Here is a 26,554-nt window from a genome sequence, read left to right as displayed (position 1 = left end):
AACGTTGAAAAATAAGTTTGTTTCGCTCAGTAATTTTAGTATACTTTTGCGGACATTAATTTAAAATAAATTAGGTAACAAAATATGTATTGGACACTAGAACTCGCATCGCATTTGGAAGACGCTCCATGGCCTGCAACTAAAGACGAATTGATTGATTACGGTATCAGATCGGGAGCACCTGTAGAGGTGATTGAAAATCTTCAGGCACTTGAGGATGATGGTGAGCCCTACGAGACGATCGAGGAGATCTGGCCGGACTACCCAACTAAGGACGACTTCTTCTTTAACGAAGACGAATACTAGTCATAATTGATATAAAGGCTGCATTTAGGTGTGGCCTTTCTTATTTTTGGAACGATGATTGTTTGTGAATTGTCATGGGAGTGTGTGCTTCCGGAAAATCTTTAAAAAACAGAAATCTAAAAAAAAAACGTTATGGGAAATCTACTGTATCTAGTTGCCGTTGTCTTAGTTATACTATGGGTAATTGGCTTTTTCTTTCAAGGCTTCGGACCAAATGTTGGTGGTCTAATTCACATTCTATTGGTTATCGCTGTGATAGCTATAATATTGAAAGTAATAAATAGGGCAGCCTAATCACATTTAGATAAAGAAAGCGCCCTAGAACATAGGGCGCTTTCTTTTCAAAAATATTGTTGCAATATCCAGATCTTCGGGGTATGTAATCTTAATATTTTCGCGGTTACCTTCAGTAACATTGATAGCTACACCGTATGCCTCCATCACAGAAGCATCATCCGTAAAATCGATGTTATATTCCACTTTGTAGGCTTCCTTTAGTTCATCCACTTGAAAAGTCTGTGGTGTCTGTACAAGTCTTAGCTCGTCTCTCTTTAATGCTGTCGAATTCCCTTTTGGATAAAAGGTTCTCACAGAATCAACAGGTGTAATGCCAACAACACAATTTCCATTTTCTAATGCGAAATCAAAAGATTTGCAAACAACTTCTTCGGATACCAATGGTCGTGCAGCATCGTGAATCGCAACTATACCATCACCCTGAATTTCCGCAAGACCATTTTTCACTGAGTGAAAACGCTGTGGACCACTGTTGACTAAAAGGTGTGGAATTGTGAAATTATATTGCTTGCAGAGACTAAGCCAATATTCACGGACGTCCTCATGGAGTACTACTATAATCTTTGGATGCTGAGGGCACGTATAAAAAACTTCTATGGCATACATCATTACCGGACGGCCATTTAACAATAGAAATTGTTTAGGAATAGAATTCTTCATTCTATTCCCTGTACCTCCGGCAACAATCACCGCATAATAGTTCATAAAAGAACTAGATTATCAACATGGCATCGCCGTAACTGTAGAAGCGGTACTTCTCTTTCAACGCGACTTCATAGGCATTTCTAACATAATCGTAGCCGCCAAATGCGCTAACCATCATTAGTAAGGTTGACTCTGGAGTATGAAAATTGGTAATCATAGAGTTGGCGATACTAAATTCGTATGGAGGAAAGATAAACTTGCTCGTCCAGTCATTCGCTGATTTCAATCTACCGTTAGAAGAAACTGCAGATTCAATTGCACGCATAGAGGTAGTACCTACGGCACATACCTTTCTTTTTTCTTCAATTGCTGTGTTTACTACATCAGCAGATTTTTGCTCAATAATGTACTGTTCAGAATCCATCTTGTGCTTAGTAAGATCTTCAACTTCGACAGATCTGAATGTTCCAAGACCAACATGCAAAGTAACCTCCGCAAAATTAACACCTTTTAACTCCAGGCGCTTCATCAACTCTCTGCTGAAGTGTAAGCCAGCAGTCGGAGCGGCCACAGCACCTTCGTGCTTAGCAAAAATAGTTTGATAACGCTCTTTGTCCTGAGCAGTTGCTTTGCGTTTAATGTATTTCGGAAGGGGAGTTTCTCCGAGTATTTCGATATTTTTTCTAAATTCTTCATCCGTACCATCAAATAGGAAACGGATTGTGCGACCACGGGAAGTGGTATTGTCTACGACTTCAGCAACTAACAAGTCGTCGTCGCCAAAATAAAGTTTATTTCCCACCCGTATTTTACGAGCCGGATCAACTAGCACGTCCCATAAGCGAAGTTCTTTGTTCAACTCACGCAGTAAGAATACTTCGATAGTTGCACCAGTTTTCTCCTTATTTCCGTAAAGACGGGCAGGAAAAACTTTTGTGTTATTAAGGATCATCACATCTTTGTCGTCAAAATAACCTAAAACGTCCTTAAATATTTTGTGTTCAATTTTGCCGCTATCCTTATGTAAAACCATTAAACGAGCTTCATCTCGTTGCTCAGAGGGAGTATTGGCGACCAGAGACTCTGGTAAATTAAACTTAAATTGAGATAACTTCATATTTTCGATGTGATAATTAAGGGCGCAAATTTACGAATTATAATTTTCTTTTTTATAAATAAATTAGCATGGTTAGTTCTAACTAAACGATGTATCTTTTCCAATATATACACCACTGCTGTAACCTTTTTAATTACTTTTGGTCTAACCTTCAATTATGATAATTTTCCGACTAATAGGCGAAAGTTTTCGGTTTGCAGCTGATGCCCTCCGCCAAAACAAAACACGCACGATACTTTCTCTGCTTGGGATTACCATCGGTATATTCACGATTATCTTTGTGTTTTCAGCCGTTGATACACTTAGAAGTAAGCTTCAGGAAAGCGTAGATAAACTTGGATCGAAGACTGTTTTCGTACAAAAGTGGCCTTGGGGTGGGTTCGGCGATTATCCGTGGTGGAAGTATGTTAATCGTCCAGAACCGTCTCTAAGGGATTACGATATGCTTAAAGATCGGTTGGAATATGCCCAGGGTGTTTCGTATGAAATCTCAGCGAACTCAAGAACAGTTAAATATAGAAGTAGCTCCGTAGAAGGGGTAGGTATAAGGGCTGCCTCACAGGATTTTAATAAGACCTGGACTCTTGATTTTCAAGATGGAAGGTATTTTACCGAGAATGAAGGCAAAGCTGGTTCTCCAGTAGTCTTGCTTGGAGCGGAAGTCGCCGAAGGATTGTTCGACGGCAATGATCCAATTGGCAAATCGATTACGGTAATGGGCCGTAAGCTTACGGTTGTGGGCGTTTTTAAGAAAGAAGGTGAGGACATGATGGGGATGTCTCAAGATAAAAATATCGTGATGAATCTAAATTTCGCAAAAGGAATCATGGATGTGGAAAGCGAACGATATGATCCGACAATCACGGTGAGGGGTTATGAACACATAGACCTTGACGAGATAGAAAGCGAAATCAGGGGAGCGATGCGTTCTATCAGAAGAATCAAACCAGGCGCTGAAGAGGACTTTGCCCTTAATAAAAGTACAATTGCTTCAAATCAACTTGATCAGATGTTTGGTGCTGTAGATATAGCTGGATGGATAATTGGTGGCTTTTCTATATTAGTCGGCGGATTTGGTATTGCCAATATCATGTTTGTATCGGTAAAGGAGAGAACTAACATTATCGGAATACAGAAATCGCTGGGTGCTAAAAACTATTTTATACTCTTGCAGTTCTTATTTGAAGCAGTCGCCTTGTGCCTAATGGGCGGGGCGTTGGGACTGTTGTTAGTGTATCTGCTGACTTTAGGGATAACTGCAGCAGGGTTTGAGATGATATTGTTCTTTAAGAACGTCGTTCTTGGAGTAGGTATTTCCGTTGCTATCGGAACGATCTCAGGTTTTTGGCCGGCTTTTTCGGCATCAAGACTAGATCCGGTTGAAGCCATAAGATCTTAAAAAGGCAGCGTTACATCACTTCACTTAAAACCACAGACAATCACAACAAGGCCGGTTCACATCAATGCGAACCGGCCTTGGTTTAATATATTGTGTTAATTAGCTAAGTTTAGCCAAAGCCTCTTTAATTCTTGAAACAGCTTTACGAAGTTGCTCTTCAGAAGCTGCATAAGAAATTCTTATACAATCTTCATTACCGAAAGCTTCGCCGGTAACGGTGGACACGTGTGCTTCATTTAAAAGATATAAAGAGAGATCTTCTGCGGAATTAATTTCCAGATCACCAATGCGAGTACCAAAAAAAGATTTTACTTCAGGAAAGAAATAAAATGCTCCATCAGGAAGGTTAACCTTCACTCCCGGGATTTCAGTTAGTAGGGCATAAACAAGGTCTCTACGTTTCTTAAATTCTGCAACCATTTCGTTGACGGTCTCTAACCCACCTTGATAAGCGGCTAAAGCTGCGCGCTGAGCGATGGACGAAGTGCCAGATGTAATCTGGCCTTGCAACTTATCGCAAGCATTTGCAATTTCCTTATTTGCAGCCATGTAACCTACTCTCCATCCAGTCATCGCATAGGATTTAGAGAAACCGTTAATCAGAATAACTCTATCTTTTATTGAATTAAACTCTGCGATTGAAGTGTGTTTGCCTACGAAATTGATGTGTTCATAAATCTCGTCTGAAATAATATAAATATTCGGATACTTTTCAAATACCGCAACTAAATCGGCAAGCTCTTCCCTGGTGTAAACAGACCCTGTAGGGTTGCATGGAGAAGAGAACATAAACAACTTAGTTTTAGGGCTAATTGCTGCCTCTAATTCCGACCCGGTAATCTTAAAATTATTTTCAACTGTTGCGTTGATGAACACTGATTCGCCTTCTGCTAATTTAATCATTTCAGAATAAGAAACCCAGTACGGGGTTGGAACAATTACTTCATCTCCCGGGTCGACTAGACACATCACGGCATTAGCCAAAGATTGTTTTGCCCCAGTAGAAACGACGATCTGATCGAACGTATAAGATAAACCATTTTCTCTTGAAAGCTTGTCGGCGACAGACTTTCTAAGGTCTGGATACCCAGAAACAGGTGTGTAATAAGAGAAGTTTTCGTCGATCGCTGTTTTAGCTGCTTCCTTTACGAATTCAGGTGTAAAAAAGTCAGGTTCACCAAAACTAAGGTTGATAACGTCTATCCCTTTTGCGGACAGCTCTCTCCCTAACTTAGCCATTTTAATGGTCTGCGACTCAGATAGGTTATTAATTCTTTTAGATAAAAATGTCATAGTATGTAATGCTCAGCAAATTTAATTTTGTGCGAACGCAAATATATGAACCTCACGGAATTATGAACTAAAAAAAATACTTTTTAACGTAATTCGGATCGTATAGCGTATTTTTGGCCATTAAACATCCCAAACTTGCAACCTAAAAAGAAAGCAATACTTCTGGCACTGTGCGTAAGCATACTGCTCATGCTGGCAAAATTTGTTGCGTACTTCATTACACATTCTAACGCTATACTTACTGATGCTTTAGAGAGCATTGTGAATGTTCTAGCAAGTAGTTTCGCTTTTTATAGTATATACCTCGCAACCTTACCTAAGGATACCAATCATCCATATGGCCATGGTAAAGTGGAATTCTTTTCTGCGTTTCTGGAGGGTACGTTAATCAGTATCGCCGGAATCTTAATCATTCTTAAATCCAGTTATGACCTGGTCTTTCCTAAACCCATATTTCAGCTATTAGAGGGCGCTTTAATAATCGGTGGCACAGGGGTAGTTAATCTTCTGATTGGTTATTATTTAGTGAACACCGGGAAAAAACATCGATCTATTACACTAGAGGCAGATGGTAAACATTTATTAACAGATGCAATAACGAGTGCCGGGCTAGTAGTCGGTATAATTCTAATCCAGTTAACCCAGATACTTTGGTTAGACAGCATAATTTCAATACTATTAGGTCTTTATATCATTTATAATGGATACTTACTAACCAGAAAATCAGTTGGAGGATTGATGGACGAAAGTAATACAGTGCTTGTAAAAGATATCATCTCAATTTTACAAGCCAATCGGCGCGATCCGTGGATCGATGTCCATAACCTGAGAGCACAGCAGTACGGTGCTGATCTACACATTGATTGTCACGTCACAATGCCTTATTATTTTGATCTTAAGTTGGTGCATCAGGAAATTTCTGATCTGGATGCGATCGTAAATGTTGAGGCTTCACACAAAACAGAACTCTTTATACATACTGACCCCTGCTTACCAGATTGCTGTAATTACTGCAAAATGCAAAAGTGCCCGGTCAGAGCGCATCCATTCCATCAAGAGATTGAATGGACTATCAATAATGCAACTAAGAACCAGAAACACTTTGACCAATGAGTTATTTTAATGTAAGAGTTTATGGTGTTCTTATCAACCCTCACAATCAGGTGCTGATCTCCGACGAGCAATCGGGAGGCAGAACTTTTAGTAAGTTTCCGGGCGGCGGACTTGAACTTGGAGAGGGTCTGGTTGATGCACTTAAAAGAGAATTCATCGAAGAATGCAATGCGGAGATCGAAGTAATAAGTCATTTTTATACGACAGATTTCTATGAGCAATCGTCGTTCAATGACAGTCAGATTTTGAGTATATATTATTTAGTGAAAGAGTTAAAACCATTAATTTTAAGTTTTAAGACGAGTGCATTCGATTTCGACAAGGATTCGCTTCAGTCTTTTAGGTGGGTGAATTTATCTGCTTTAACGACGGAAGACGTAACTTTCAAAACTGACAAAACTGTAGTTGAGCTTTTATTGAAACAGGTAGATTTATGACATTAGCCGAAAGAGATAAGGAAGTAATTTGGCATCCGTACACGCAAATTAGTGCGGCGCTGCCTAACATTCCAATAGTAAGAGGGGATGGCGTGTACCTCTTTGACGAAACAGGTAAAAAATATATAGACGCGGTTTCTAGCTGGTGGGTTAACATCCACGGACATGCGCATCCTTATATAGCGGAAAAAGTAGCAGAGCAGTTAAGAGTACTTGAGCATGTGATTTTTGCAGGATTTACACATGAACCTGCTGTTGTTCTTGCTGAACGATTACTTCCATTGCTGCCAGGTAAGCAAGAAAAGATATTTTATAGTGATAACGGTTCAACCGCTGTTGAAGTTGCCATTAAAATGTGTCTGCAGTTTTGGGTTAATACTACGGCTACCCCGAGAACTAAGATTATCGCTTTTAAGGAAGCTTATCACGGCGATACTTTTGGTGCCATGTCGGTAAGTAGCAGAAGCATCTTCACCGATCCTTTTAAGTCCTTACTTTTCGACGTAGAATTTATAGACCTGCCTACCGCTCAGAATATCGAGCAGCTGAAGTCAAAAATTAACTACCTTTCTAATGAAGTCGCCTGCTTTATATTTGAGCCGCGTGTTCTTGGTGCTGGAGGGATGTTAATGTACGAAGCGGAACATCTGGATCAGCTCTTAAGTATCTGTAAGAGACATGGCATTTTAACCATTGCAGATGAGGTAATGACTGGTTTCGGACGAACTGGAACGTTATTCTCTTGCGAAGCACTTAGCAATGCTCCCGATATTTTTTGTCTTTCCAAGGGACTAACCGGTGGTACTATGCCACTTGGAGTAACGACGTGTAACAAGAAGATATTTGAGGCCTTTCTGAGTGATGACAAACTAAAAACGCTCTATCACGGCCACTCGTTCACTGCAAATCCCGTTTCAATCGCTGCCTCTCTGGCAAGTCTTGATATATTGCTGGATCCTGCAACGATGGAGAACATTCAAAGAATCAGCACTAAACACAGCTTATTTGCAAAGAGCATTGCTGAGCATCCTAAACTTAAAGATGTTAGACAAACGGGAACTATTTTGGCAATGGAATGGCAAACCGGAGGCAACACTTCTTATTTAAGCGAGCTAAGAGACAAGCTATATTCGTACTTCCTTGACCGAGGAATCATTTTACGTCCCTTAGGCAACATTATATACATATTGCCACCATACGTGATCAGTGATCAAGATCTCGAATATATTTATGGGGCAATTCATCAAGCTTTAAACGACTTATAATATGACACTGACACTTATCTTAGAAGCTATTATAAAGGACAATGAACTACATGCTAAATGGCTGAATACCTTATCTTATATGGAAAATGCCGGTGCGAAAAAGATTTCAGCTTCTGAACATAAAGAAGATGTAAGTTTGATTATTTTGAAGCACGCAGCAGAAGAACATCGGCATGCCTACTATCTCAAAAAACAGCTTGAAAAGCTTGAAGGCGGTTTATGCAAGACATACAAGAGCCATGAATTGCTCACACCAAACCATACACGCTTTTATTTGAATGCCTTGGATATTGCCGTCTGTAGGTACCTAAAGCAAGAGTTTAAATTGTCTGGTTTCGATTTAAAATTTGCAGCATACCTTTTTGTTACCTATGCAATTGAAGTAAGGGCAGATGAACTGTATCCGGTTTATCAAGAAGTGTTGACTCGGGCTGGTAGCCGGGTAACTGTTAAATCAATTATTCTAGAGGAGGAGGGACATCTTGAAGAGATGTTGAACCAGCTAAAAACGTTCTCGCCAGATTGGGAGCACCATGCCGGGATTGTTGTAAAGATTGAAGAGGAAATGTTTCATCATTGGATTAATCAATTGGGAACTGCGATAGCGACCACTTTTTCAGGTGTGATTGCATAAAAACGATCTCCGTTTTCAGGCTTCAATATAAAAAGACCCGTGAATACACTAAAAGCGGGTAGTATACCACAAGTCTCGTTAAAGTAAAAGCAAGGGAATTTGAGCTGCTGACGGGCCCGACCATAAATAACTACGCCGGGGTGGATGTGACCACAAATGTTAAAGTACTCATCAAAAACTTTAGGTTTATCGTGTATAAACCTAAAAGGATGTAAAAGTAATTCCTTTTGATGCACTTGAATATCCAAACCTACATAGTCCTGCGGTTTCAGTTCATCATGATTTCCTTTTATTAACACAACTTTTAGCTCAGCATGACTGAGTCGCCATTCAGAGAAAGCTTCTGCATCACTATTAATCTTATTATGAAACATGTCTCCGGTAACAAGTAACGTTACAGGCTTGAATTCAATAATTAGTGCAGTTAGTTTATCAAGATCAGTTTTACCAACTGTGTCAGGTACTTGAATGCCTGATTTTCTAAAATGAGCAGACTTCCCAACGTGCAAATCGCTAATAATTAGCATCCTCTCTCTTTCCCAATAGATTGCTCTTTCTTTACTCAGGTACAACCTCTCTTCACGGCAATTAACGAACATTCTTCTTCCTCACGCTTTTCTTTTCTGCTTCTGCAGTCATTCTCTCAATTCTTTGGCTTAATTCTTCAGAACTCATGTTATCACGTAAACTGTCCACCTTTATAGGAAAGCACAATGGGGTGTAACTTTCAGCCTTCACTATAATTATCTTACTTTCCTGTATACGGCGTAAGGCAGCCGCTAGCCTTGGTTCTTCTATCTGTTGATAAAACGCCTCGTCGTAAGCCTGACGCAATAATAAGTTATGTTTATCATAATCACTAAAAACGTTAAAAAATAAAGCCGCTGAAGATTGCAGGTGTTTGTTAGCTACATATTTTCCAGGATATCCTTGAAACACAAGTCCCGAAATGCAAGCGATATCCCGAAACTTTCTACGAGCCATTTCAGTCGCATTGATACTTGCAATGATATCATCCGACAAATTTGTAGGGCTAAAAAGTCCCTTTATATTTTCTTCGTCGAGGGGAATAGGTTTTTCACTAAGCAATTCGAAGCCATAGTCGTTCATTGCTATCGAGAAACTGATGGGGGTTATTCTACCGAGCCGGTAAGCAATTAGCGATGCCATGATTTCATGAACCTGTCTTCCTTCAAAGGGATATGCAAAGAAATGATAACCATCTCTAGTGTTGATTAGTTCAATCAAAAATTCATCGCTTTTTGGGACATGTGAAACCTTCGCTTGTCGCTCGAAAAGCGGAAGAATGAAGTCAAGTTCTTCATCATCGTGCTCCTTGTCCAGGGTCTCATTGTATTTCTTCCGTAGAATTACGCCAAGATTAGCACTTAAGGACATCCTTCCGCCCATCCAACTTGGGCTCATTGCAGTCTTCTGCTTGCTTTTACGGACCAGCACCATCATGTCTTTGATCATAGCAAATTCCAGGACACGGCCTGCTAGCGTAAAGCTTGTCCCAACTTTTAGCTTGGAGACAAATGACTCCTCTACCATGCCAACAAACCCGCCGGATATGTACTTTACTTTAATCATTGCATCACTAAGTATAGTTCCAATGTGTAGTCTATGGCGCATGGCGATTTGTCGGCTCTCGACTTTCCATAATCCGTCAACCTTACTTACCTTGCTAAACTCATTATAAGCGGTTAAGCTTTCTCCTCCTGTTGTAATGAATCGCATGATCCATGCCCATTCTTCCGGAAGTAGTTCCCGGAATGCATGCGTCTCTTTTACTTCTTTATGGATCTTTTCTTCGTCGAATCCATCACCAACAGCAAGGGTGACCAGGTATTGAATAAGAGTGTCAAACGCCATTACAATGGGATCCCTGCTTTCAATATTTTGTGTTCTTGCGGCTTCTTTAATTGCAGCTGCTTCTACAAGCTCAAGTGCATGAGTAGGTAAAAAATAGATTTTTGAAGTTTCATAAGGGGAGTGTCCACTTCGTCCGGCTCTTTGCAAAAAGCGGGCAACGCCTTTTGGGGAACCGATTTGAACTACAGTATCAACGGGCTTAAAATCTACGCCCAAATCCAGGGATGAAGTGCTAACAACAGCTTTTAGAGTTCCGGTATGAATCGAGTCTTCAATCCAATTACGTAGTTCATAGTCGATAGATCCGTGGTGTATCGCCAGCTGTCCAGCCAGATTTTCATCTTTAGCTAGCAAAGTCTGGTACCACATTTCGGCCTGACCCCGGGTATTCGTAAATATAAGAGTGGTTTTGCTTTTATATATAATTGGCAAAAGCTTATCTGCTAATTTATGCCCTAGATGCCCCGCCCAAGGCAGCATATCGATATGGTCTGGTAATATGGACTTAATGATTATTTTCTTTTCTATATCCGCTTTAACGATAACTTTTAGAACGTCCTGATAAGGCACCAAAACATCAAGTGCCTGGTCAATGTTGCCAATTGTTGCAGAGATTCCCCAGATTCTTAGCAATCGCTCAGGATGTTTCTCGTGTAAAAGGCCCTTTATCCTGGATATCGCAAGTTCTGCCATTACCCCACGCTTACTTCCAAGCAACTCGTGCCATTCATCAGCAACGATGCATTGGAGGTGTTCGAAGTAATTAAAAGTACTCTTCTGCGCAAGGAGCAAGTGTATGCTTTCTGGCGTAATGATTAACACCTCGGGCATCTGTTTTTTCTGCTTTAACTTGTCATTTTGAGAAGTGTCTCCATTTCTTACGCCGATATGCCAATCCAGCTCTAACTGCTCGCAAACCTCGCGCATAGCCCTTGAAAGATCTTTGGCCAGCGATCGGAGTGGAGTGATCCAAATCATTTTTAATCCAGTCGGCGCTTTTTTAGTTTTTATTTTGCCTATTACCGCAGGGCTTTTGGTGGTTTTAATGGCGTCTTCGGCAGCGTTAAGCTCATCGATTACAACGGCCAGAAACAAGGAAAACGTTTTTCCAAAGCCTGTGGGAGCGTTTACTAACCCGCTATAACCCTCCGCATAATATTGCCAGGCGTCTGTTTGGAATTTAAAGGGCTTTTTCTTACTTGTTTTTAGCCATTTCATGACCCGTTTATATCCTTTGCTGGTTTCTATACCCATGCTAAGAGTTTACTAAGGTTGAGGCCAACAGCTGACGCAGGTCATCCAGTGTGTTTATTTCGTCGGCTTTTTTATCTTTTCTCCATCTGGCAATTCTGGGGAATCGTAAGGCTAAACCGGCTTTATGCCTTTTACTTTCTGCAATACCTTCAAAGGCAATCTCAAACACAAGCTCAGGTTTAACAGTACGGACAGGACCGAATTTTTCAACTGCATTCTTTACTACGAAGGAATTCACTTCTTTAATCTCCTTGTCAGTAAGACCCGAATAGGCCTTTGCAATCGTGATGAGCTTATCGCCATCCCGAACTGCGAAAGTATAGTCGGTGAAAAAGTTCGCTCGTCTTCCGCTACCTTTTTGTGCGTAAATCATTACAGTGTCCACAGTGTATGGATTTATTTTCCATTTCCACCAATCGCCCCGTTTCCGACCTGCATGATATAATGACTCTAGTTTCTTAAGCATAAGCCCCTCGCTGTTTAGTTCACGAGCGCCTTGCCTCATCTCAGCGAGTTGCTCCCAGCTGTCAAACTTTACTATCGGTGAAAGGACAATCACATCTTTTACACCAATCTGCTCTACGACCTGTTCAAGTATTTCACGACGAGCGGCCATTGTTTCTTCCCTTAAATCGTTTCCTTGATATTCCAAAATATCATACGCATAAAAGCCAATAGGGGCATCGTTCAGTTGCGATTTATTAATAGTCTTTCTATTTAGGCGTTGCTGTAGAATGCTGAATGCTTGGACATTGCCATCCTTCACAGAAAGAATTTCTCCATCTAATACAGTCCCATCCTCAAGCTCCTCCACGAGGAAATGTAGTTCCGGAAACTGTGCTGTTACCAGCTCTTCTCCCCGCGACCATATAAACAGCTCACCATTCCTCTTAACAATTTGTCCGCGGATGCCATCCCACTTCCATTCCGCTTGCCACTCTGCTGGTTGTCCCAATGACGCCGGTTCCATTTCCAGTGCATAGGCGAGACAGAAAGGATAGGGCCATGAACTATCGGTGTTTACATGTGCACCGCCAACAAGATCCTGATAAGTAATTTCTCTTGGTTCCCACTTACCCATGATGCTGTGCATAATCTTATTGGCCTCTGTATCGCTTTGTTTGGCTAAGGCGTTCACAAGCATTTTATTAGATACGCCTATGCGAAAGTTTCCTGATATTAGTTTGTTGAAGATAAAGCGTTCCTGCGTGTCAAGACTGTTCCACGCATTTAAAATGAAAGCCTTCTTCTCACTTTCATTCTCGCTGTAAAGGCTGGCCAGGTCATTAATCCATTCATGTAATTTGCGATTCGTAACATGCTCGGCGGGAGGTAAAACGAGTGCAATCGTTTCGCTCAAGTCGCCCACACTATGGTAGCTTTCTGCAAATAGCCAATCCGGAATGCCACTGAGCTCCGTGGCCCATTGACGGATAAGTGCCGTATTAACTGGACGCCGTGGCTTTTTACCTGTAAACATCGCAATTACAAACGGTTTGTCGAGGTCATCAGCCTCATTAAAGTAACTGACTAAGGCCGCAATCTTGTCGTTTGTCTTGTTGCTCATCTCCAGCTGCTGGATTAGTTCAGTAAATCTTCTCACGCTAAATCCTCCTTTACAAGAGCTGGATCTTCGACTTTCTCATCTTCTTCTTCATTGCCATACTGTGTTTTAACTTCCTCCGATGCTATCCCTATCTCATTTAAATATTTCGAGAAGGTCGCCGTAAAACCATGTGTAACGAATACCTTTTCTGCTCCTGTAGCTTCGATGGCAGACAAGAGTCCGGGCCAGTCCGCGTGATCGCTTAAGGCAAATCCCGCATCAGCACTTCGCCACCTTCTGCTTGCACGTACCTGCATCCAGCCTGAGCAAACTCCTGTGGCTCCATTGGTGAGATTTTTGATCCACTTGCCTTCGGCTAACGCAGGTGGGACGATGACGATTCCCTTTTGCAATTCATCCTTCTTGGTATCAGCAGTAATCCGTATGGTTTCCGGCAAATTGACACCCGCATTTATGAAACCCTCATTCAGATTCGCAATTGAATTGTGGACATATATATTACTATAGCCATCTAAGCCCTTGATTAGCCGTTGGGCTTTACCCAAGCTGTATGCAACCAAAACGCTTGTTTTATTACTGTCATGATTATCCGAAATCCATTGTTTAATCTTTGAAAATATAGCTTCCTGCGGTTGCCATTTATAAATCGGCAGACCAAACGTACTTTCTGAAACGAAGGTGTGGCATTTAACCGGTTCAAAGGCTGTGCTAATGCCGTCATACTCTACTTTGTAATCCCCGGAAACGACGCACACCTCGCCTTTGTATTCCAGCCTTATTTGCGAGGACCCGATGACGTGCCCTGCAGGGAATAAACTTAATTTAACTCCATTGATATCGATTTGCTTGTTATAAGGAAGCGTTTCGATTTTAAGACCGGCTCCAAGTCGATGGTCCAATACTGGTTTTGTTAGTTCGTGGCAGAGATAGGCCTGATTACCCCATTTGACATGATCAGCATGACCATGAGTTGTAACTGCAAGATTGACTGGCTGCCATGGGTCAATATAAAAGTCGCCCTGCTCACAGTATATGCCTTTATTAGTGAACTTAATCAAACTCATTTTTAGGTAACATATGCACACGTAACAAAGTTTTAACATTTAACCTTGATGTACTAATGCTTTTCTTTACTATTTTTGTGAAAACACATAAAAAAACCAAATATCTTGCGAAGTACTCTACTTGTAGCTATAATGCTTTTATGTTCTACCGTATGTTACGGTCAAAGTAGATTTACAATAAGCGGAACCGTTTCAGATAAGGCCAGTGGTGAAACACTAATTGGAGCTAGTGTCAAGCTTACTGGTTCAACAATCACCGGTATTAACACTAATTCCTACGGCTTTTATTCCATTAATATTCCTTCGGGCACTTATAACATATCGGTCAGCTTTATCGGCTATAAAACTTTTATTCAAAGTGTAGAGGTTAGCAAAAGTGAAAAGCTCAATTTCAGTCTTTCAGCCGATAATGAACTAGCGGAGGTTGTGATCTCCTCTACAAGAGGTAATGATAATGTTAGCAATCCTCAAATGGGCTTACAAAAGGTAAACGTGAGAGAAATTAGTAACGTGCCGGTACTGCTTGGTGAACGTGATGTATTAAAGACACTTCAACTCTTACCAGGTATTAAGTCTGCGGGAGAAGGTAACAGTGGTTTCTATGTGAGGGGAGGGTCAACTGATCAAAATCTCATCCTATTGGATGAAGCTCCCGTCTACAATGCCTCTCATTTGTTAGGCTTCTTTTCCACGTTTAATTCAGACGCCATTAAAGATCTGAGCGTATACAAGGGGGGAATGCCTGCACAATATGGTGGCCGTTTGTCATCAGTTCTGGATATAAGAATGAATGAAGGTAACCGCAGAAGTTATGAAATGGAAGGAGGGATCGGACTGATTTCTTCCAGACTAAAAGTAGAGGGACCAATTGTAAAAGATAAGGGATCGTTCATGATTAGTGCCCGGCGTACCTACTTAGACGCTTTTTTGTCGCTTTCTCCAGATAGTGCTATCAACAGTAATACATTATTTTTTTACGACGTAAACGCCAAAGCCAATTATCAGCTGGATGATAAGAATACGTTTTTCTTGTCTGGCTACTTTGGCCGGGATAAGCTGGGAATCTCCAAGTCCTTTGGTTTTAATTGGGGAAATGCTACTTTCACTATGCGTTGGAACCATTTATATGGAGACAGGCTGTTTTCGAACACCTCGGCAATTTATAGTAATTACAATTACGTGATTCAGAATAAGAACGATGTTAATGACTTTGAGCTCAACTCTTCCATAAAGGATTTCAATTTAAAGCAAGACTATGAATACAGCATCAGCAATACAAATAGCCTGAAGTTTGGGGTTAATGCGATCCACCATACCATTGCTCCTGGAAAGTTAACTACTAGTGGTAACTCTAGTGTCAACCAGACTACAAACGAAAGTAGAAGAGGAGTAGAACTTGCGGCATATGTCTCCGACGAATGGACAATAAGTGATAAGTTTAACATGGTGGGCGGATTGAGATTAAGCTCATTCTCTTTGCTAGGCCCTGGAACATTCAAAACATACGATTTAGATGGTATCGCCACCGATACTCTTGTTTATAGCAAAGGTAAGGTTATCAGAACCTACCTTTATCTTGAACCAAGATTGTCGTTAAGCTATCAGCTGAGCACCACAGGGTCTTTGAAAGCAGCATATACAAGGAATGTCCAAAACATACATCTGATGTCAAACTCCACGACTACGTCTCCAACAGATCTGTACATTTTAAACAGCAACAATGTGAAACCAGAACTAGCCGACCAAATAGCTGGCGGTTACTTCAGAAACTTCTTTGATGACACTTATGAGTTTTCTGTGGAACTTTATTATAAATGGTTACAGAATCAAATTGAGTATCGTACAGGAACTGATTTGCGAGGGAACAGTAACGTTGAAGCAGATCTATTGTATGGCAAGGGGCGTGCGTACGGTATCGAATTTTTTTTAAAGAAGCGATTTGGAAAGTTTAATGGCTGGATAGGTTATACCCTATCTAAAACCGAGCGTCAATTTGATCAGCTTAATAATTCATCTTGGTTTTATGCCAAGCAAGATAGAACGCATGATCTTTCTTTAGTCGGGATATTTAAGGCAAGCATGCGCTGGAGCTTTTCGTCAGTGTTCGTTTATAACACAGGAAATGCAGTCACATACCCAAGTGGGAAGTATCAGTTAAATGGCCGGACTGCTTTTTATTACTCCGAAAAGAATGGCTATAGAACACCAGCATACCACCGCCTGGACGTCTCGGCAACGCTTGAAGGTAAACCCGGTAAAAAGCTACAATCAAGCTGGTCGTTTGGATTGTACAATGTTTATAACCGGCAAAATGCATTTGCTATTGATTTTGAAGATGATCCAGACGACGCCACGAAAACTCAGGTTGTTAGAACCACACTATTCGGCATCATTCCTTCCGTCACCTGGAATTTTAAGTTCTAAAATTATGAAGAGTACGACACTAAAATTTCTGACAATAGCAATGACTTGTCTTCTTCCTTTGGCGGGTTGTGAAAAGGTGATTGAATTAGAATTCAAAGACTCAGAGCCAGTTATAGTTGTGTATGGCGACATCAGTGATCTGAGCGATAATCAATATGTAAGAATCTCGCGGACTTACCAGTTTACTGAGTCCAACAAGTTCAACGCAGTTACTGGCGCCAGGGTTATTGTGACTACACAGACTGGAAGTGTGATCAATTATTCGGAGATTTCGCCTGGTGTGTACCAAAGTCCACGATTTCGCGGTCGGGCCGGTGTTCAGTATACGTTGGATGTCTCAGTGGAAGGGAAAAAGTATTCAGCAATGTCTACAATGCCTGATAAGGTTGTACTTGATTCACTTAACTTTCGTGAAGTTTCCTTCTTTGGTAGTAATTCAACCCACATAGTGGCCAATTTCAAAGACCCTGTAGGGGTTCAAAACCAATACCGATATGTATTGAGTGTAAAAAGCAAGATTGTGGAGGACCTTGTGAGCGAAGACCGTTTCAACGATGGCAACGAAGTAGCCAATACAATCTACCATGAGTTAAATGATTTGGAACCTGGAGATGAGATTGAGCTCGACCTGCAGTGTGTGGATAGAAATGTATATCGGTACTATTATGCTTTTGGTCAGAATTCGGGAGAAGGGGGGCCACCTGTTGCGCCGGCAAATCCGCCATCGAACATCAGTAATGGTGCTTTAGGTATATTTAGTGTTCATACTTCCAGTAAAAGGGTAGCCAAAGTGATGTAGATTACACAATGGTTACGCTCCAGGATCTGGAAAAACATTCCTTTGAGGCCAACTTTACTATTCCCTCTTTATTTTCTAAAACCTGGTCATGTCCCTCTACATCTGCTATACCGCACCAAGGCTCAAGGCATACAAAATCAGCATTCTTAGCTGCCCATATTCCAAAGTAAGGGAAGTCATGAAACTCAAATTCTAAGCTATTGCTATTCTTAACGTTCCCTAAGGTGATCTTGTCGCTTTGTAGTGTTTTAAATACTAGCGCATCATTATAAAAAAGTTCATGTTGAAGTGCAAGTCTGCCATCCTTTAAGTCCAAAACATTTGTGTTATTGCTAATAAGATCGTTTTTAATCTCATGATACTCAATCGCGTTGTCTTTATTAAATTGAAAAAAGTAGTCAGAATACGATAGGCCAGCAGCTGTATTTATAGCGAACGCAGGATGACCGCCGATTGAAAATAAAAGTTCTTTATCATCGGTGTTTAATACTTCATACCGACAACTAAGCGTAGCGTTTCCTAGCGTATAACGAACTCCTAACTTAAAATTAAAAGGATAAACCTCTCGCGTAGCTGAATTATCCGAAAGGACAAATAACAACTCAGTGGCAGTTTGTTGTTCAACAGTAAAATCATTATCTCTGGCGAAGCCGTGCCTGCTTAGATTATAATTGATACCGTTATAGCTGTAGGAGTTCTCTTTTAGTCCACCAACGATTGGAAACAGTATCGGACTAAACTTACCCCAGAAATCTGGATTGCCACTCCATAGGTAATTTTCACCATTTTTTGCGTTAAGTAGTTGTTGTAGTTCAGCACCTTTCGAAGTGAAACTTGCTTTAATGAATTCGTTTTCCAGACTGATCATAACTATTGATTATCTTTAGCTTGCTCTTTCGCGCGTTTCTTAAAGAAACCGCGTAGTAAAAAGTTGCTTTGCAAAGCTTCGAGATTCTCATCTAGTTTCTTACTACTAGTTTCTAGATTTTTCATTATAGACTTAACCTGAGCCGCAGTTTCCTGGTCATTAAGTAGCAAGCCCATAGCATTATCTGTCTGATTTAATTTCGCCGAGGCCTTATTTAAATTATCGGTCAGCGTCGCTGCTGATCCTGCGGTTTTCTGTAATTGATCAACTGAACGCTGCAGTTTCGCAAATACAGCTGTGTCAGTCAGAAGGTTGTCCGCCAAACCACCTTTAGTATTAAGTGTCTTCGTGAATTGATCCAGTTCTTTGGCCATTTTGTCAGCAGAGGCAGTGGTCGCTTTCAAATTTGCAACTATAGACTTGAAATCATCAGCTACTTTTTGGTCCGTTAATAATGAGCCAACGGTACCTTTACCTTCCACTAATCCTCTTGCAAGCAATTTGAAGTCAGATGTAACATCTACCAAGTTTTTATTATTTACCTGGAAGGTCTTCATGATATCATCAGTAGATAGCGTAGTATTTACTTGTAAATGGTCACCGTCTTCTACAAAAGGGTATGTCGGAGTTCCACCAGTAATGACGATAATTTTACTACCTATTAAACCGTCAGAACCTATGCTGGCTGTAGCGTTTTTATGAATGTACTTGTGCGCCTCTTCCTCAATACTTAAAAACACCTGAACTTGTGATGTTCCGTAAAACTGGATTTTTTTGATCGTACCGATTTTAACACCTGAAAACCAGACGTTGTTCCCAGTTTTTAGTCCTTGAATGTCGTTGAACACTACGTCAATGCTGAAACTTTTTACGAAAGCCTTTTTCTGACTACCTAGAGTAAAAACTCCAGCAACAAATATGACTAAGCCAAGAAGTATAAAAGCTCCAACTGTTATCCCACGGCGGTTATTTTTTGCCTGCATGTTTTCTATTGTATAAAATTGTAATCATAAAACGGTTGAACCCGCTTATCATTTGTGTTAAAAACTTCTTCGAAAGTACCCTGACGTTCGAATTTACCATCAAGCAACATCGCAACTCTATTACCTACAGCCTTTGCGCAGGTAAGATCGTGCGTAATAATAATGGAACTGGTATGAAACCGCTCCTGAACCTCATTTATTAGGTTGTTAATTTCAAGGCAGGTGATGGGATCCAGTCCTGCGGTTGGCTCATCATAAAGCATGATCTCAGGTCGCAAAATAAGTGTTCTTGCAATACCAATCCTTTTTCTCTGTCCTCCAGACAGCTCCGAAGGCATTTGATTAATGGTCTGCGACAAACCAACAGCATCCAGCATTTCTTCCACAGACTTATCAATCTCGCCTCTGGATAAATGCTTTTGATTCCTTACTAAGGGAAACTCCAGGTTTTCTCTAATCGTCATACTGTCATACAGCGCACTGTTCTGGAACGAAAAGCCAACTTTAAGCCTAAGGTCAAGTAATTCTTTGTAGGATATTTCATCTACAACCTGATTGAGTACTCTTACCTCACCTTGATCCGGGGTTAGCAGGCCTACAACAATCTTAATAAGCACCGACTTACCTGTTCCTGACTTGCCAAGAACAACTAAATTTTCACCTTTAAACAAGTCAAGATCAACTCCCTTTAGAACCTCATATGTTCCAAAAGATTTTACGAGACCTTTTATTTGAATAACTTTTTCTGTATTATCAGTTTTTGCTTTTTCTCTCATTTATCAAGTTCTAAATAGACCAAAAAACTGAACAGATATTACTTCTTCAATAAATATTAAAAACATTCCAATAACAACAGCGGAATTAGCCGCTTTCCCAACTCCTTCAGTCCCTTTGGACGAATTGTAGCCCTGATAGCAACCCACCATTCCAATTGTAAAACCAAATAATATCGCTTTTACTGTCGAAGCAGTAATGTCTAAAAATGTAATTGATTCTAAGGATGACTGAAAGAACGCCTTGGCACTCGTACCTTCACTTGTTGATACATTGAGAAGTGCACCCAGCATACCAACCATAGCCGTATAAAACGTTAAAATTGGTATAGTAATGGTTGCCGCCAATACACGCGTTGTCACTAGGAATTTAAAGGGATTAGTTGCCGATACTTCCATGGCATCAATCTGTTCCGTAACTCTCATAGACCCCAATTCAGCTCCAATGCTAGACCCTACCTTTCCTGCAGCAATAAGAGATGTTAAAAGGGGAGCGAGGGTTCTTAATAATGCGATACCAACTAATGACGGTAGCCAGGAAGTAGCTCCAAACTCAGCAAGAGATGGTCTTGATTGCTTAGTAAACACCACACCAGTTATAAAACCAGTTAAAGAAATTAATGCCAATGATTTATAGCCGATGTCATAACACTGCTTCAAAAGTTCTTTGCCTTCATATGGCGGTAAAAATCCTTCCTTGAAAAAACGCCCAATAAATTGAAACACATCATATAAGGTAAGCAACATCCTGCTGAGTTTACCTGGAACTTCAGTATTACTATCCATATATTAATGTCAAAATTGCTTTTATATCGTGTTTCATTATTTTCTTATGCTGATCAAATTGTGCGCCACTAAATATCACCTGCCCCCTGGAGGACAATTTTTTTGTAAGAATTGTGTAAAGGTAAGTTTTAGATGTTCCGAAGTACCCGCCCCCTCATTTATGGCATGAGTACGATTTGGATAGGACATCATCTGGAACACTTTTGCGTTTTTTATCAACTCATTGGTAAGCTGCTCTGCATTTTGATAGTGAACATTATCATCACCTGTGCCATGTATCAATAGCAAATTTCCTCGTAAATTCTTTGCGTAAGTAAGGGGCGAACCTTTAATGTATGCGGCTTTACTTTGCAACGGAGAACCCATATACCGTTCCTGATAAATGTTATCGTAAGTCAGTTGGTTAGCAACGGCCGCTACTGCGATACCGGACTGAAAGATTTCAGGGTATTGAAATAAAAGATTAAGAGTGGAAGAGCCGCCACCGCTCCAGCCCCAGACGGCAATCCTGGATTTGTCAACAAAAGGCCATTCAAGTACCTTTTTAGCTGCCATCGCCTGGTCCCTAATGTTTAGAGTGCCTATTTTTTGGAAGATACTTTTTCTCCATTCTCTGCCTCTTGGTGCAGGCGTCCCGCGGTTGTCAATGGAAATATAGATATATCCATCTTTTGCCATATCACCAGCGTAGAGACGGTTGTCTGCTACTCCGTAGGTATCAGTTACTGTCTGGCCCCAAGGTTCTCCATAAATGTAGAAAACTACCGGGTACTTTTTAGTCTGATCAAAGCCATCAGGCTTTTTCATCCAACCATCTATGACAACACCATCTTCAGTGGTTACTTTGAAAAATTCCACTTTATTTTTTGGTGGCTTAACCCAGCCTAATTGGTTGGTTACACTTCCCTCCATAGTTAAAGGGTTCAACGTCACAAAATTCATCCACTCAGCTATAGGAGGAATAGTAGTGCTTTGATAGGTATGCCGGGCAAAATGGCCTGTCGGTGAAATGTCGTATGAATGCGTTCCCGTAAAAATGGAAGAGGTAACCATCTCTAATTTTCCTCCTCCAGCCAGCTTTGTCTTATACAAATATTTCTGTGTGTAATTAGTTGGAGAAGCCAGGAAATATAGATAACCGGAATCTTCATCGACGAGAGATTTTTCGATAACATCGTAATCACCCTTTGTAATTAGCGTTTGTTTTTTTCCATCCCTGGAAATGCGGTAATAATGATTCCATCCATCTTTGTCGCTAATCCAAAGAAATTCTTTTCCACCATCAAGCCATGTCCATTCTTTTATAGGATCAATCCATGCTTTATCCGTTTCTGTCAGGATGTTTCGAATTTGTCCGTTAGTTGTATTCGCTACGTATATTTTACTTGTATTTTGTGCTCGATTTAACTGTTGTAGTATGACTTCATTGCTTCCCGGTATCCAATCCATCCGCGGAATGTAATTTTGAATTAAGTCTCCGGGAACTTTCAACCATGTAGTCGATGCAGATGAGATGTTGACTATTCCAACTCTACAGGCGGAAGGATTCTCTCCAACTTTGGGATATTCAACTGGTATAGTAAAAGGATATATCGAATCTGTGTTGTTAATCATTAAGAACTTCTTTGTATTGCTGGCATCTAATTGCCAGTAAGCAATGGACTGACCATCCGGACTCCATCTAAATCCGTCCCTGCAGAAAAATTCTTCTTCATACACCCAGTCAAATGTTCCGTTTATTAAGTTTTCCGTTCCGTCTGTGGTTAGTTGCTTCGTTGTCCCGGTGCCTACATCATCGACATAAATATTGTGTTTGCTAACATACGCTACTTTGCTTCCATCTGGAGATAATTTGGCGAACATGAGTGAGGCAGCGGGTTTATCTTTCCCAATTTTAACAACATTATTACTTTTAAGATCCGCAAGATAATAATCTCCGCGAGTCTCTTCTCTCCATACTTTTTTGCTATTGGTAAAAATAAGCACTTTAGTCCCGTCTTCCGAAAGGGCAAAGTCTTTAATTCTTGCAAGATCATTGCTGGCGCTTTCCAGCAAAGTTCTTCCTAGAATGATTTTACGTTCATTTTTTGGAAGGGTAATGGAAATAATTTCACCACCCGAAGCCTGATAATAGGAGTTACCGTCCTTGGCCCATTTAATTCCCTGAGCCTGAGATTCAAGACATAGAGATACAGAAACAAAGACAACCAGTTTTAATAGTGATTTATTGAAATTCATCATTAGAGATTTAGAAATGCCTCATAAACAACCTGCAGATATGATTTTGCCAATTTTAAAGTTGCAGCGGTTTTTCCCGCATCTGAACTCAAATTATTGTATAAGATCACTTTTCCTGTGTTGTCAAATGTAACACATTGTTGGTTATCGATAAAGCCCATTCCGTTGTCCCAACTAAAAAATGCAAATGGTTTGACATTAGGATTAAGTAAGTTTTTACTCCACTTAAATTCCTGGGGGTTCAGTTGCAGTTGGGCAAGTAAAGTCGCGGGCACATCTGCCTGGCTACCAACCCCATCAAAGACGCGACCCTTAAATTCATTTTTAATCACTTCACCATACATCAGAAATGGAATATGGTAACGTTCGGGAACAAAAACGTCTGTTCTATTTTTTGGATAAATATGACCATGGTCGGCAATAAACAAAAAGAGGGTGTTTTTATACCAGGGTTGCTTTTTTGCCTCTTTTAGATACGAGGTTATGCAGGAGTCCGTGTAATATGCTGTACTTTTAAATTTGTCTACATTATTGGCAGAGCCAAACCTAGGATTTCCCGGCACAGCAAAAGGCTCATGGTTGGTTAATGTTAAAATCGTGGTGAAAAACGGTTGTGTTGCATTTTGCGTCTCGTTAAGCTGACGATTAAACACTGCCCCGTCAAACTGGCCCCAGCTTGTAACGTCTCCTCCATCAAAATTATTCCGGTCAGTAAGCTTATGAACGTCGTGGCTAAGAAGGAATGCTTTGTAATTATCAAATTCAGATTCACCGCCATAGTAGAACGTATTATGGTAGCCGACCTTATTTAAAGATCTTGAAATAGAAGGCAGCTTTTCTGTTTTCTCCGGCCATTTAACAATGTTGACGGCTGCAAGCGTAGGAAAACCAGCAAGTGTCGCAATAAAGCCTTTGTCAGTCCTGTTACCGGTTGAATAAATATTACTGAAAAGTATTCCTTGATGTGTAAGGGAGTCGAAGCCTGGCGTCACATCTTTCATATTTCCCAGCGTTGCAGTTAGGTCGGCAGTAAAGCTCTCCATAAGAAATATTACTATGTTTGGACGCTTCATAGTCAATACACTAATTGTACTATCCTTATCTACAGCATACAGGTTAGAGATCAAAGCGTTCGCCTCCTTCGCATTCTCATACAAGTACGGATTACTCTTTGTCTTATTTGCGGCGATAAGACTGGATAATAAATTCCATTCTGTATTGACTGAAGCTAGATTTAAGACCTGTGATTTGGAGAAATAGGCCATACTTTGGTTGATCGGTGAACCTGCAATTCCCCCACGAATCAGCACAAAATTCAACCCTAAAATCAGTATAGCAATCGGCAACCTTATCCATATTGACGATTTTTTAAAGATGAGTTTCTTAAGCACAAGATATCGTTGCAAAACGACGCCAAGCGACATTAGGAGCACCAGTACCAGTAGAGAAAATCCCACAGGAGAAGATGCTCCAGAAGCAAGTGCTTCATTCGGTGTCGTTATTGCAACATCAAGGGCCTTGGCATTGATCTTTGTTCCCCATTCCCTGTATATATTAAAATTGAAAATTGAGATAATGCTAAATAGTACAACAAGTGTGTTAATGTAGTAGGAAAGCCATTTCAATTCCACCAGCTTCCATCTGCTTAGCATCGAAATAACAAAGGCGATAGCCGGTACGACTAACAGATAAGCCGCCATTGAAATATCCAAAAGAAAAGCATGAAAAAAGGTAGCGGCTATTTCTGGAGGTAGAAGGGAGGACAACGCTTCCATATTTATTGCCAGGAAGATCAGTCGGTCGAGGAAGAAAAATAAGAGCCAAAATAGAAGTAACCTAGCAAAGAAAAAAAGCCCGTTTAGCATATCAACACACTAATTTGGCCCATTTAGCATTCTAAACATCTCATCCATTTCTTTAACCGTCTTCACTTCATAACCGGATGGAACTTCTAAAGTAAAGGGGCCAGTCTTTTCTTCTTTAACACTTTTCAATGTCAAAATATTCTTTACGCCATATTGGAGACTTACATATTTAACAGGTGTTCCTTTAAGTCCGGAAAATTCCGGCAGGATAGCACCGGGCGACAGCTTCAGTTCTGGAGCAATCCAAACCTCATAATTTTCATTATTGTTATCTTGATAGTTGTACTTTACGGCGTCATATCCCCCTATGATTTGGCGCACTCCGGTGGCTTTAAAGTTCTTGAAAGTTAAATTGCCTCCTTGTTTCTCGAGATCTTCCTTAGAAAATTTTGCAGCATATTGCTTTTGGAACAGCGGGGCGTCCACTAGCAAAACAGCTAGCTTTCCAGGGCCGTCAACAATCATCTTTAAGGTTGCAAGGCCCATGTCTATCTCCATTTTAGACATATTTCCATTAAACTTCACTTTAGTTACAGAAGGAAGTTTTTCTGCATCTATTGTTTTTTTCTGGCCCTCATTAAGATCATACGTAATATCATAGGTAAGTGTTCCCTGATTAACTGTCTTCTGTGCCTTAAGAGCGGAAGATCCAAATGTGACCATTAGAACTACCAATGAGAGCGCTCTAGCCCTAATCTTAAACTTACTTTTTGTTGTCATTATATTTACCATTTAATTTCATCCTTCTTAATAAATGCGGCAATTCCCCTTTTGAAATCATCGCTATCGCGTACCCTTGCATTAATTTGAACTGCCAGAGATAAGCTTTTTTCCAATAATGGATTGGTTGTCTGTCCAACAAGTTGCTTAGTGATCATCAATGAATTTGACGAAGCCGTTTCACATAAACCCTTTGCAAACTCACGTACTTCACTGTCAATTTCGGCTCTGCCCTTAATAAACGTAATCAAACCGAAATTTAGTGCTTCGTTAGCCGGGAACAGCTCTCCGGTTAATAGGATTCGTTTTGCGATCGTCTCACTCGTTTTTCTAAGCAGAAAGCAAGAAACAATTGCAGGCACAAAACCTAGTTTGACTTCCGTGTAGCCGAAATTTGCCTCTGGAACCGAGAATATGATGTCGCACACTGTCGCCAACCCACATCCGCCTGCTATCGCGTGACCTTCCACTTGCGCAATAACAACCTTTGGGAGGTAATATATGGTCGTAAATAAACGCTTTAGATTTTCCGAATCTTCCAGATTCTCCTCGTAACTATTATTTTGAATCTCTTGCAGATAAGATAGGTCAGCACCCGCGCTAAAGGTGGATCCAGTCGCCTTGAGCACAATTATTTTTACCTCTTCATCTTCAGATGCCTCAATAAAGAACGCTGTAAGTTTCGAAACAAGTTCCGGGTTTAATGCGTTTCGCTTATCAGGTTTGTTGAGTGTGATTGTTGCGATACGATCCGCAATTGAGTATAGAACAACATCTTCTGTCATGGATTCTTTGTTTGACCTTTAACGAATCAAATATATAGAATGCATGG

Annotated in this window: 24 protein-coding genes; 9 read left to right on the top strand and 15 right to left on the bottom strand. The window is 40.6% G+C overall.

Annotated elements, in window-relative coordinates:
* The first annotated feature begins 84 nt into the window (after positions 1–84).
* On the top strand, positions 85–306 hold the full coding sequence (locus WKF66_RS14530; RefSeq protein ID WP_008240955.1) for a DUF2795 domain-containing protein: 222 nt from the start codon (positions 85–87) through the stop codon (positions 304–306).
* A gap of 132 nt (positions 307–438) precedes the next feature.
* Positions 439–600 carry a lmo0937 family membrane protein gene (locus WKF66_RS14525; protein WP_131596424.1) on the top strand — a complete coding sequence of 54 codons (162 nt, stop codon included), beginning with the start codon at positions 439–441 and terminating at the stop codon, positions 598–600.
* A gap of 24 nt (positions 601–624) precedes the next feature.
* Here the strand turns inward: WKF66_RS14525 and WKF66_RS14520 are convergent, their stop codons facing one another.
* Both WKF66_RS14520 and queA read right to left on the bottom strand, forming a co-directional pair.
* Positions 625–1,308: a 2-C-methyl-D-erythritol 4-phosphate cytidylyltransferase gene (locus tag WKF66_RS14520; RefSeq protein ID WP_489675191.1), complete on the bottom strand. Its 684-nt coding sequence runs from the start codon at positions 1,306–1,308 to the stop codon at positions 625–627.
* Positions 1,309–1,315: 7 nt separating this feature from the next.
* Positions 1,316–2,365, bottom strand: a complete 1,050-nt coding sequence (queA, locus tag WKF66_RS14515; protein ID WP_489675190.1) for a tRNA preQ1(34) S-adenosylmethionine ribosyltransferase-isomerase QueA — start codon at positions 2,363–2,365, stop codon at positions 1,316–1,318.
* A 157-nt stretch (positions 2,366–2,522) separates the two neighbouring features.
* On the opposite strand from queA, the gene WKF66_RS14510 reads away from it, so the two are divergent.
* Complete coding sequence (locus tag WKF66_RS14510) at positions 2,523–3,764, top strand: ABC transporter permease (protein WP_489675189.1); 1,242 nt, start codon at positions 2,523–2,525, stop codon at positions 3,762–3,764.
* A gap of 99 nt (positions 3,765–3,863) precedes the next feature.
* Here the strand turns inward: WKF66_RS14510 and WKF66_RS14505 are convergent, their stop codons facing one another.
* Positions 3,864–5,057, bottom strand: a complete 1,194-nt coding sequence (locus WKF66_RS14505; RefSeq protein WP_489675188.1) for a pyridoxal phosphate-dependent aminotransferase — start codon at positions 5,055–5,057, stop codon at positions 3,864–3,866.
* Positions 5,058–5,246: 189 nt separating this feature from the next.
* Here WKF66_RS14505 and WKF66_RS14500 point away from each other — a divergent pair, with 189 nt between their 5' ends.
* The 4 genes from WKF66_RS14500 to WKF66_RS14485 are packed head-to-tail and all read left to right on the top strand — an operon-like array spanning position 5,247 to position 8,506.
* Positions 5,247–6,170 (top strand): cation diffusion facilitator family transporter, encoded by a 924-nt coding sequence (locus tag WKF66_RS14500; protein WP_489675187.1) that lies wholly within the window; start codon positions 5,247–5,249, stop codon positions 6,168–6,170.
* Positions 6,167–6,607, top strand: coding sequence for an NUDIX domain-containing protein (locus WKF66_RS14495; protein WP_489675186.1), 441 nt, complete (start codon positions 6,167–6,169; stop codon positions 6,605–6,607). Before WKF66_RS14500 ends, WKF66_RS14495 begins: the two co-directional genes overlap by 4 nt.
* A complete protein-coding gene (gene bioA, locus WKF66_RS14490; RefSeq protein WP_489675185.1) occupies positions 6,604–7,872 on the top strand; it encodes an adenosylmethionine--8-amino-7-oxononanoate transaminase in 1,269 nt (422 codons plus the stop codon). Before WKF66_RS14495 ends, bioA begins: the two co-directional genes overlap by 4 nt.
* A gap of 1 nt (position 7,873) precedes the next feature.
* The gene (locus WKF66_RS14485; protein ID WP_489675184.1) at positions 7,874–8,506 is read left to right on the top strand and encodes a hypothetical protein; all 633 of its coding nucleotides are present in this window, start codon (positions 7,874–7,876) and stop codon (positions 8,504–8,506) included.
* Here WKF66_RS14485 and pdeM read toward each other — a convergent pair.
* Genes pdeM through WKF66_RS14465 form a run of 4 tightly spaced genes read right to left on the bottom strand, consistent with a single transcriptional unit; the run spans position 8,458 to position 14,266 of the window.
* Entirely contained in the window at positions 8,458–9,105 is a 648-nt protein-coding gene (gene pdeM, locus WKF66_RS14480; protein ID WP_489675183.1) for a ligase-associated DNA damage response endonuclease PdeM, read from the bottom strand. The genes WKF66_RS14485 and pdeM overlap by 49 nt on opposite strands.
* On the bottom strand, positions 9,095–11,635 hold the full coding sequence (locus WKF66_RS14475) for a ligase-associated DNA damage response DEXH box helicase (protein WP_489675182.1): 2,541 nt from the start codon (positions 11,633–11,635) through the stop codon (positions 9,095–9,097). The genes pdeM and WKF66_RS14475 overlap by 11 nt, the downstream gene beginning before the upstream one ends.
* Position 11,636: 1 nt before the next feature.
* Positions 11,637–13,238, bottom strand: a complete 1,602-nt coding sequence (locus WKF66_RS14470) for an ATP-dependent DNA ligase (RefSeq protein ID WP_489675181.1) — start codon at positions 13,236–13,238, stop codon at positions 11,637–11,639.
* Positions 13,235–14,266, bottom strand: coding sequence for a ligase-associated DNA damage response exonuclease (locus WKF66_RS14465; RefSeq protein WP_489675180.1), 1,032 nt, complete (start codon positions 14,264–14,266; stop codon positions 13,235–13,237). The genes WKF66_RS14470 and WKF66_RS14465 overlap by 4 nt, the downstream gene beginning before the upstream one ends.
* Before the next feature lie 132 nt (positions 14,267–14,398).
* Between WKF66_RS14465 and WKF66_RS14460 the strand changes: the two genes are divergently transcribed.
* Complete coding sequence (locus WKF66_RS14460; protein WP_489675561.1) at positions 14,399–16,690, top strand: TonB-dependent receptor; 2,292 nt, start codon at positions 14,399–14,401, stop codon at positions 16,688–16,690.
* A gap of 4 nt (positions 16,691–16,694) precedes the next feature.
* Positions 16,695–17,489 (top strand): DUF4249 domain-containing protein, encoded by a 795-nt coding sequence (locus tag WKF66_RS14455; protein ID WP_489675179.1) that lies wholly within the window; start codon positions 16,695–16,697, stop codon positions 17,487–17,489.
* Between the two features lies 1 nt (position 17,490).
* On the opposite strand, the gene WKF66_RS14450 is transcribed toward WKF66_RS14455, so the two are convergent.
* The 8 genes from WKF66_RS14450 to WKF66_RS14415 form a co-directional block, all read right to left on the bottom strand.
* Positions 17,491–18,357: an aldose 1-epimerase family protein gene (locus WKF66_RS14450; protein WP_489675178.1), complete on the bottom strand. Its 867-nt coding sequence runs from the start codon at positions 18,355–18,357 to the stop codon at positions 17,491–17,493.
* Between the two features lie 2 nt (positions 18,358–18,359).
* On the bottom strand, positions 18,360–19,340 hold the full coding sequence (locus WKF66_RS14445; protein WP_489675177.1) for an MlaD family protein: 981 nt from the start codon (positions 19,338–19,340) through the stop codon (positions 18,360–18,362).
* A gap of 5 nt (positions 19,341–19,345) precedes the next feature.
* A complete protein-coding gene (locus tag WKF66_RS14440) occupies positions 19,346–20,116 on the bottom strand; it encodes an ABC transporter ATP-binding protein (protein WP_489675176.1) in 771 nt (256 codons plus the stop codon).
* A 3-nt stretch (positions 20,117–20,119) separates the two neighbouring features.
* Positions 20,120–20,899: an MlaE family ABC transporter permease gene (locus WKF66_RS14435; protein ID WP_489675175.1), complete on the bottom strand. Its 780-nt coding sequence runs from the start codon at positions 20,897–20,899 to the stop codon at positions 20,120–20,122.
* Between the two features lie 75 nt (positions 20,900–20,974).
* Positions 20,975–23,140 carry a S9 family peptidase gene (locus WKF66_RS14430; protein ID WP_489675174.1) on the bottom strand — a complete coding sequence of 722 codons (2,166 nt, stop codon included), beginning with the start codon at positions 23,138–23,140 and terminating at the stop codon, positions 20,975–20,977.
* Entirely contained in the window at positions 23,140–24,912 is a 1,773-nt protein-coding gene (locus WKF66_RS14425) for an LTA synthase family protein (RefSeq protein WP_489675173.1), read from the bottom strand. The genes WKF66_RS14430 and WKF66_RS14425 overlap by 1 nt, the downstream gene beginning before the upstream one ends.
* A gap of 99 nt (positions 24,913–25,011) precedes the next feature.
* The gene (locus WKF66_RS14420; protein ID WP_489675172.1) at positions 25,012–25,722 is read right to left on the bottom strand and encodes a hypothetical protein; all 711 of its coding nucleotides are present in this window, start codon (positions 25,720–25,722) and stop codon (positions 25,012–25,014) included.
* A 5-nt stretch (positions 25,723–25,727) separates the two neighbouring features.
* Positions 25,728–26,507 (bottom strand): enoyl-CoA hydratase/isomerase family protein, encoded by a 780-nt coding sequence (locus WKF66_RS14415; protein ID WP_489675171.1) that lies wholly within the window; start codon positions 26,505–26,507, stop codon positions 25,728–25,730.
* Positions 26,508–26,554 lie beyond the last annotated feature (47 nt).

The organism is Pedobacter sp., from assembly GCF_037719805.1.
GTDB lineage: Bacteria > Bacteroidota > Bacteroidia > Sphingobacteriales > Sphingobacteriaceae > Pedobacter.
This window is presented reverse-complemented; position numbering and strand designations above follow the sequence as displayed.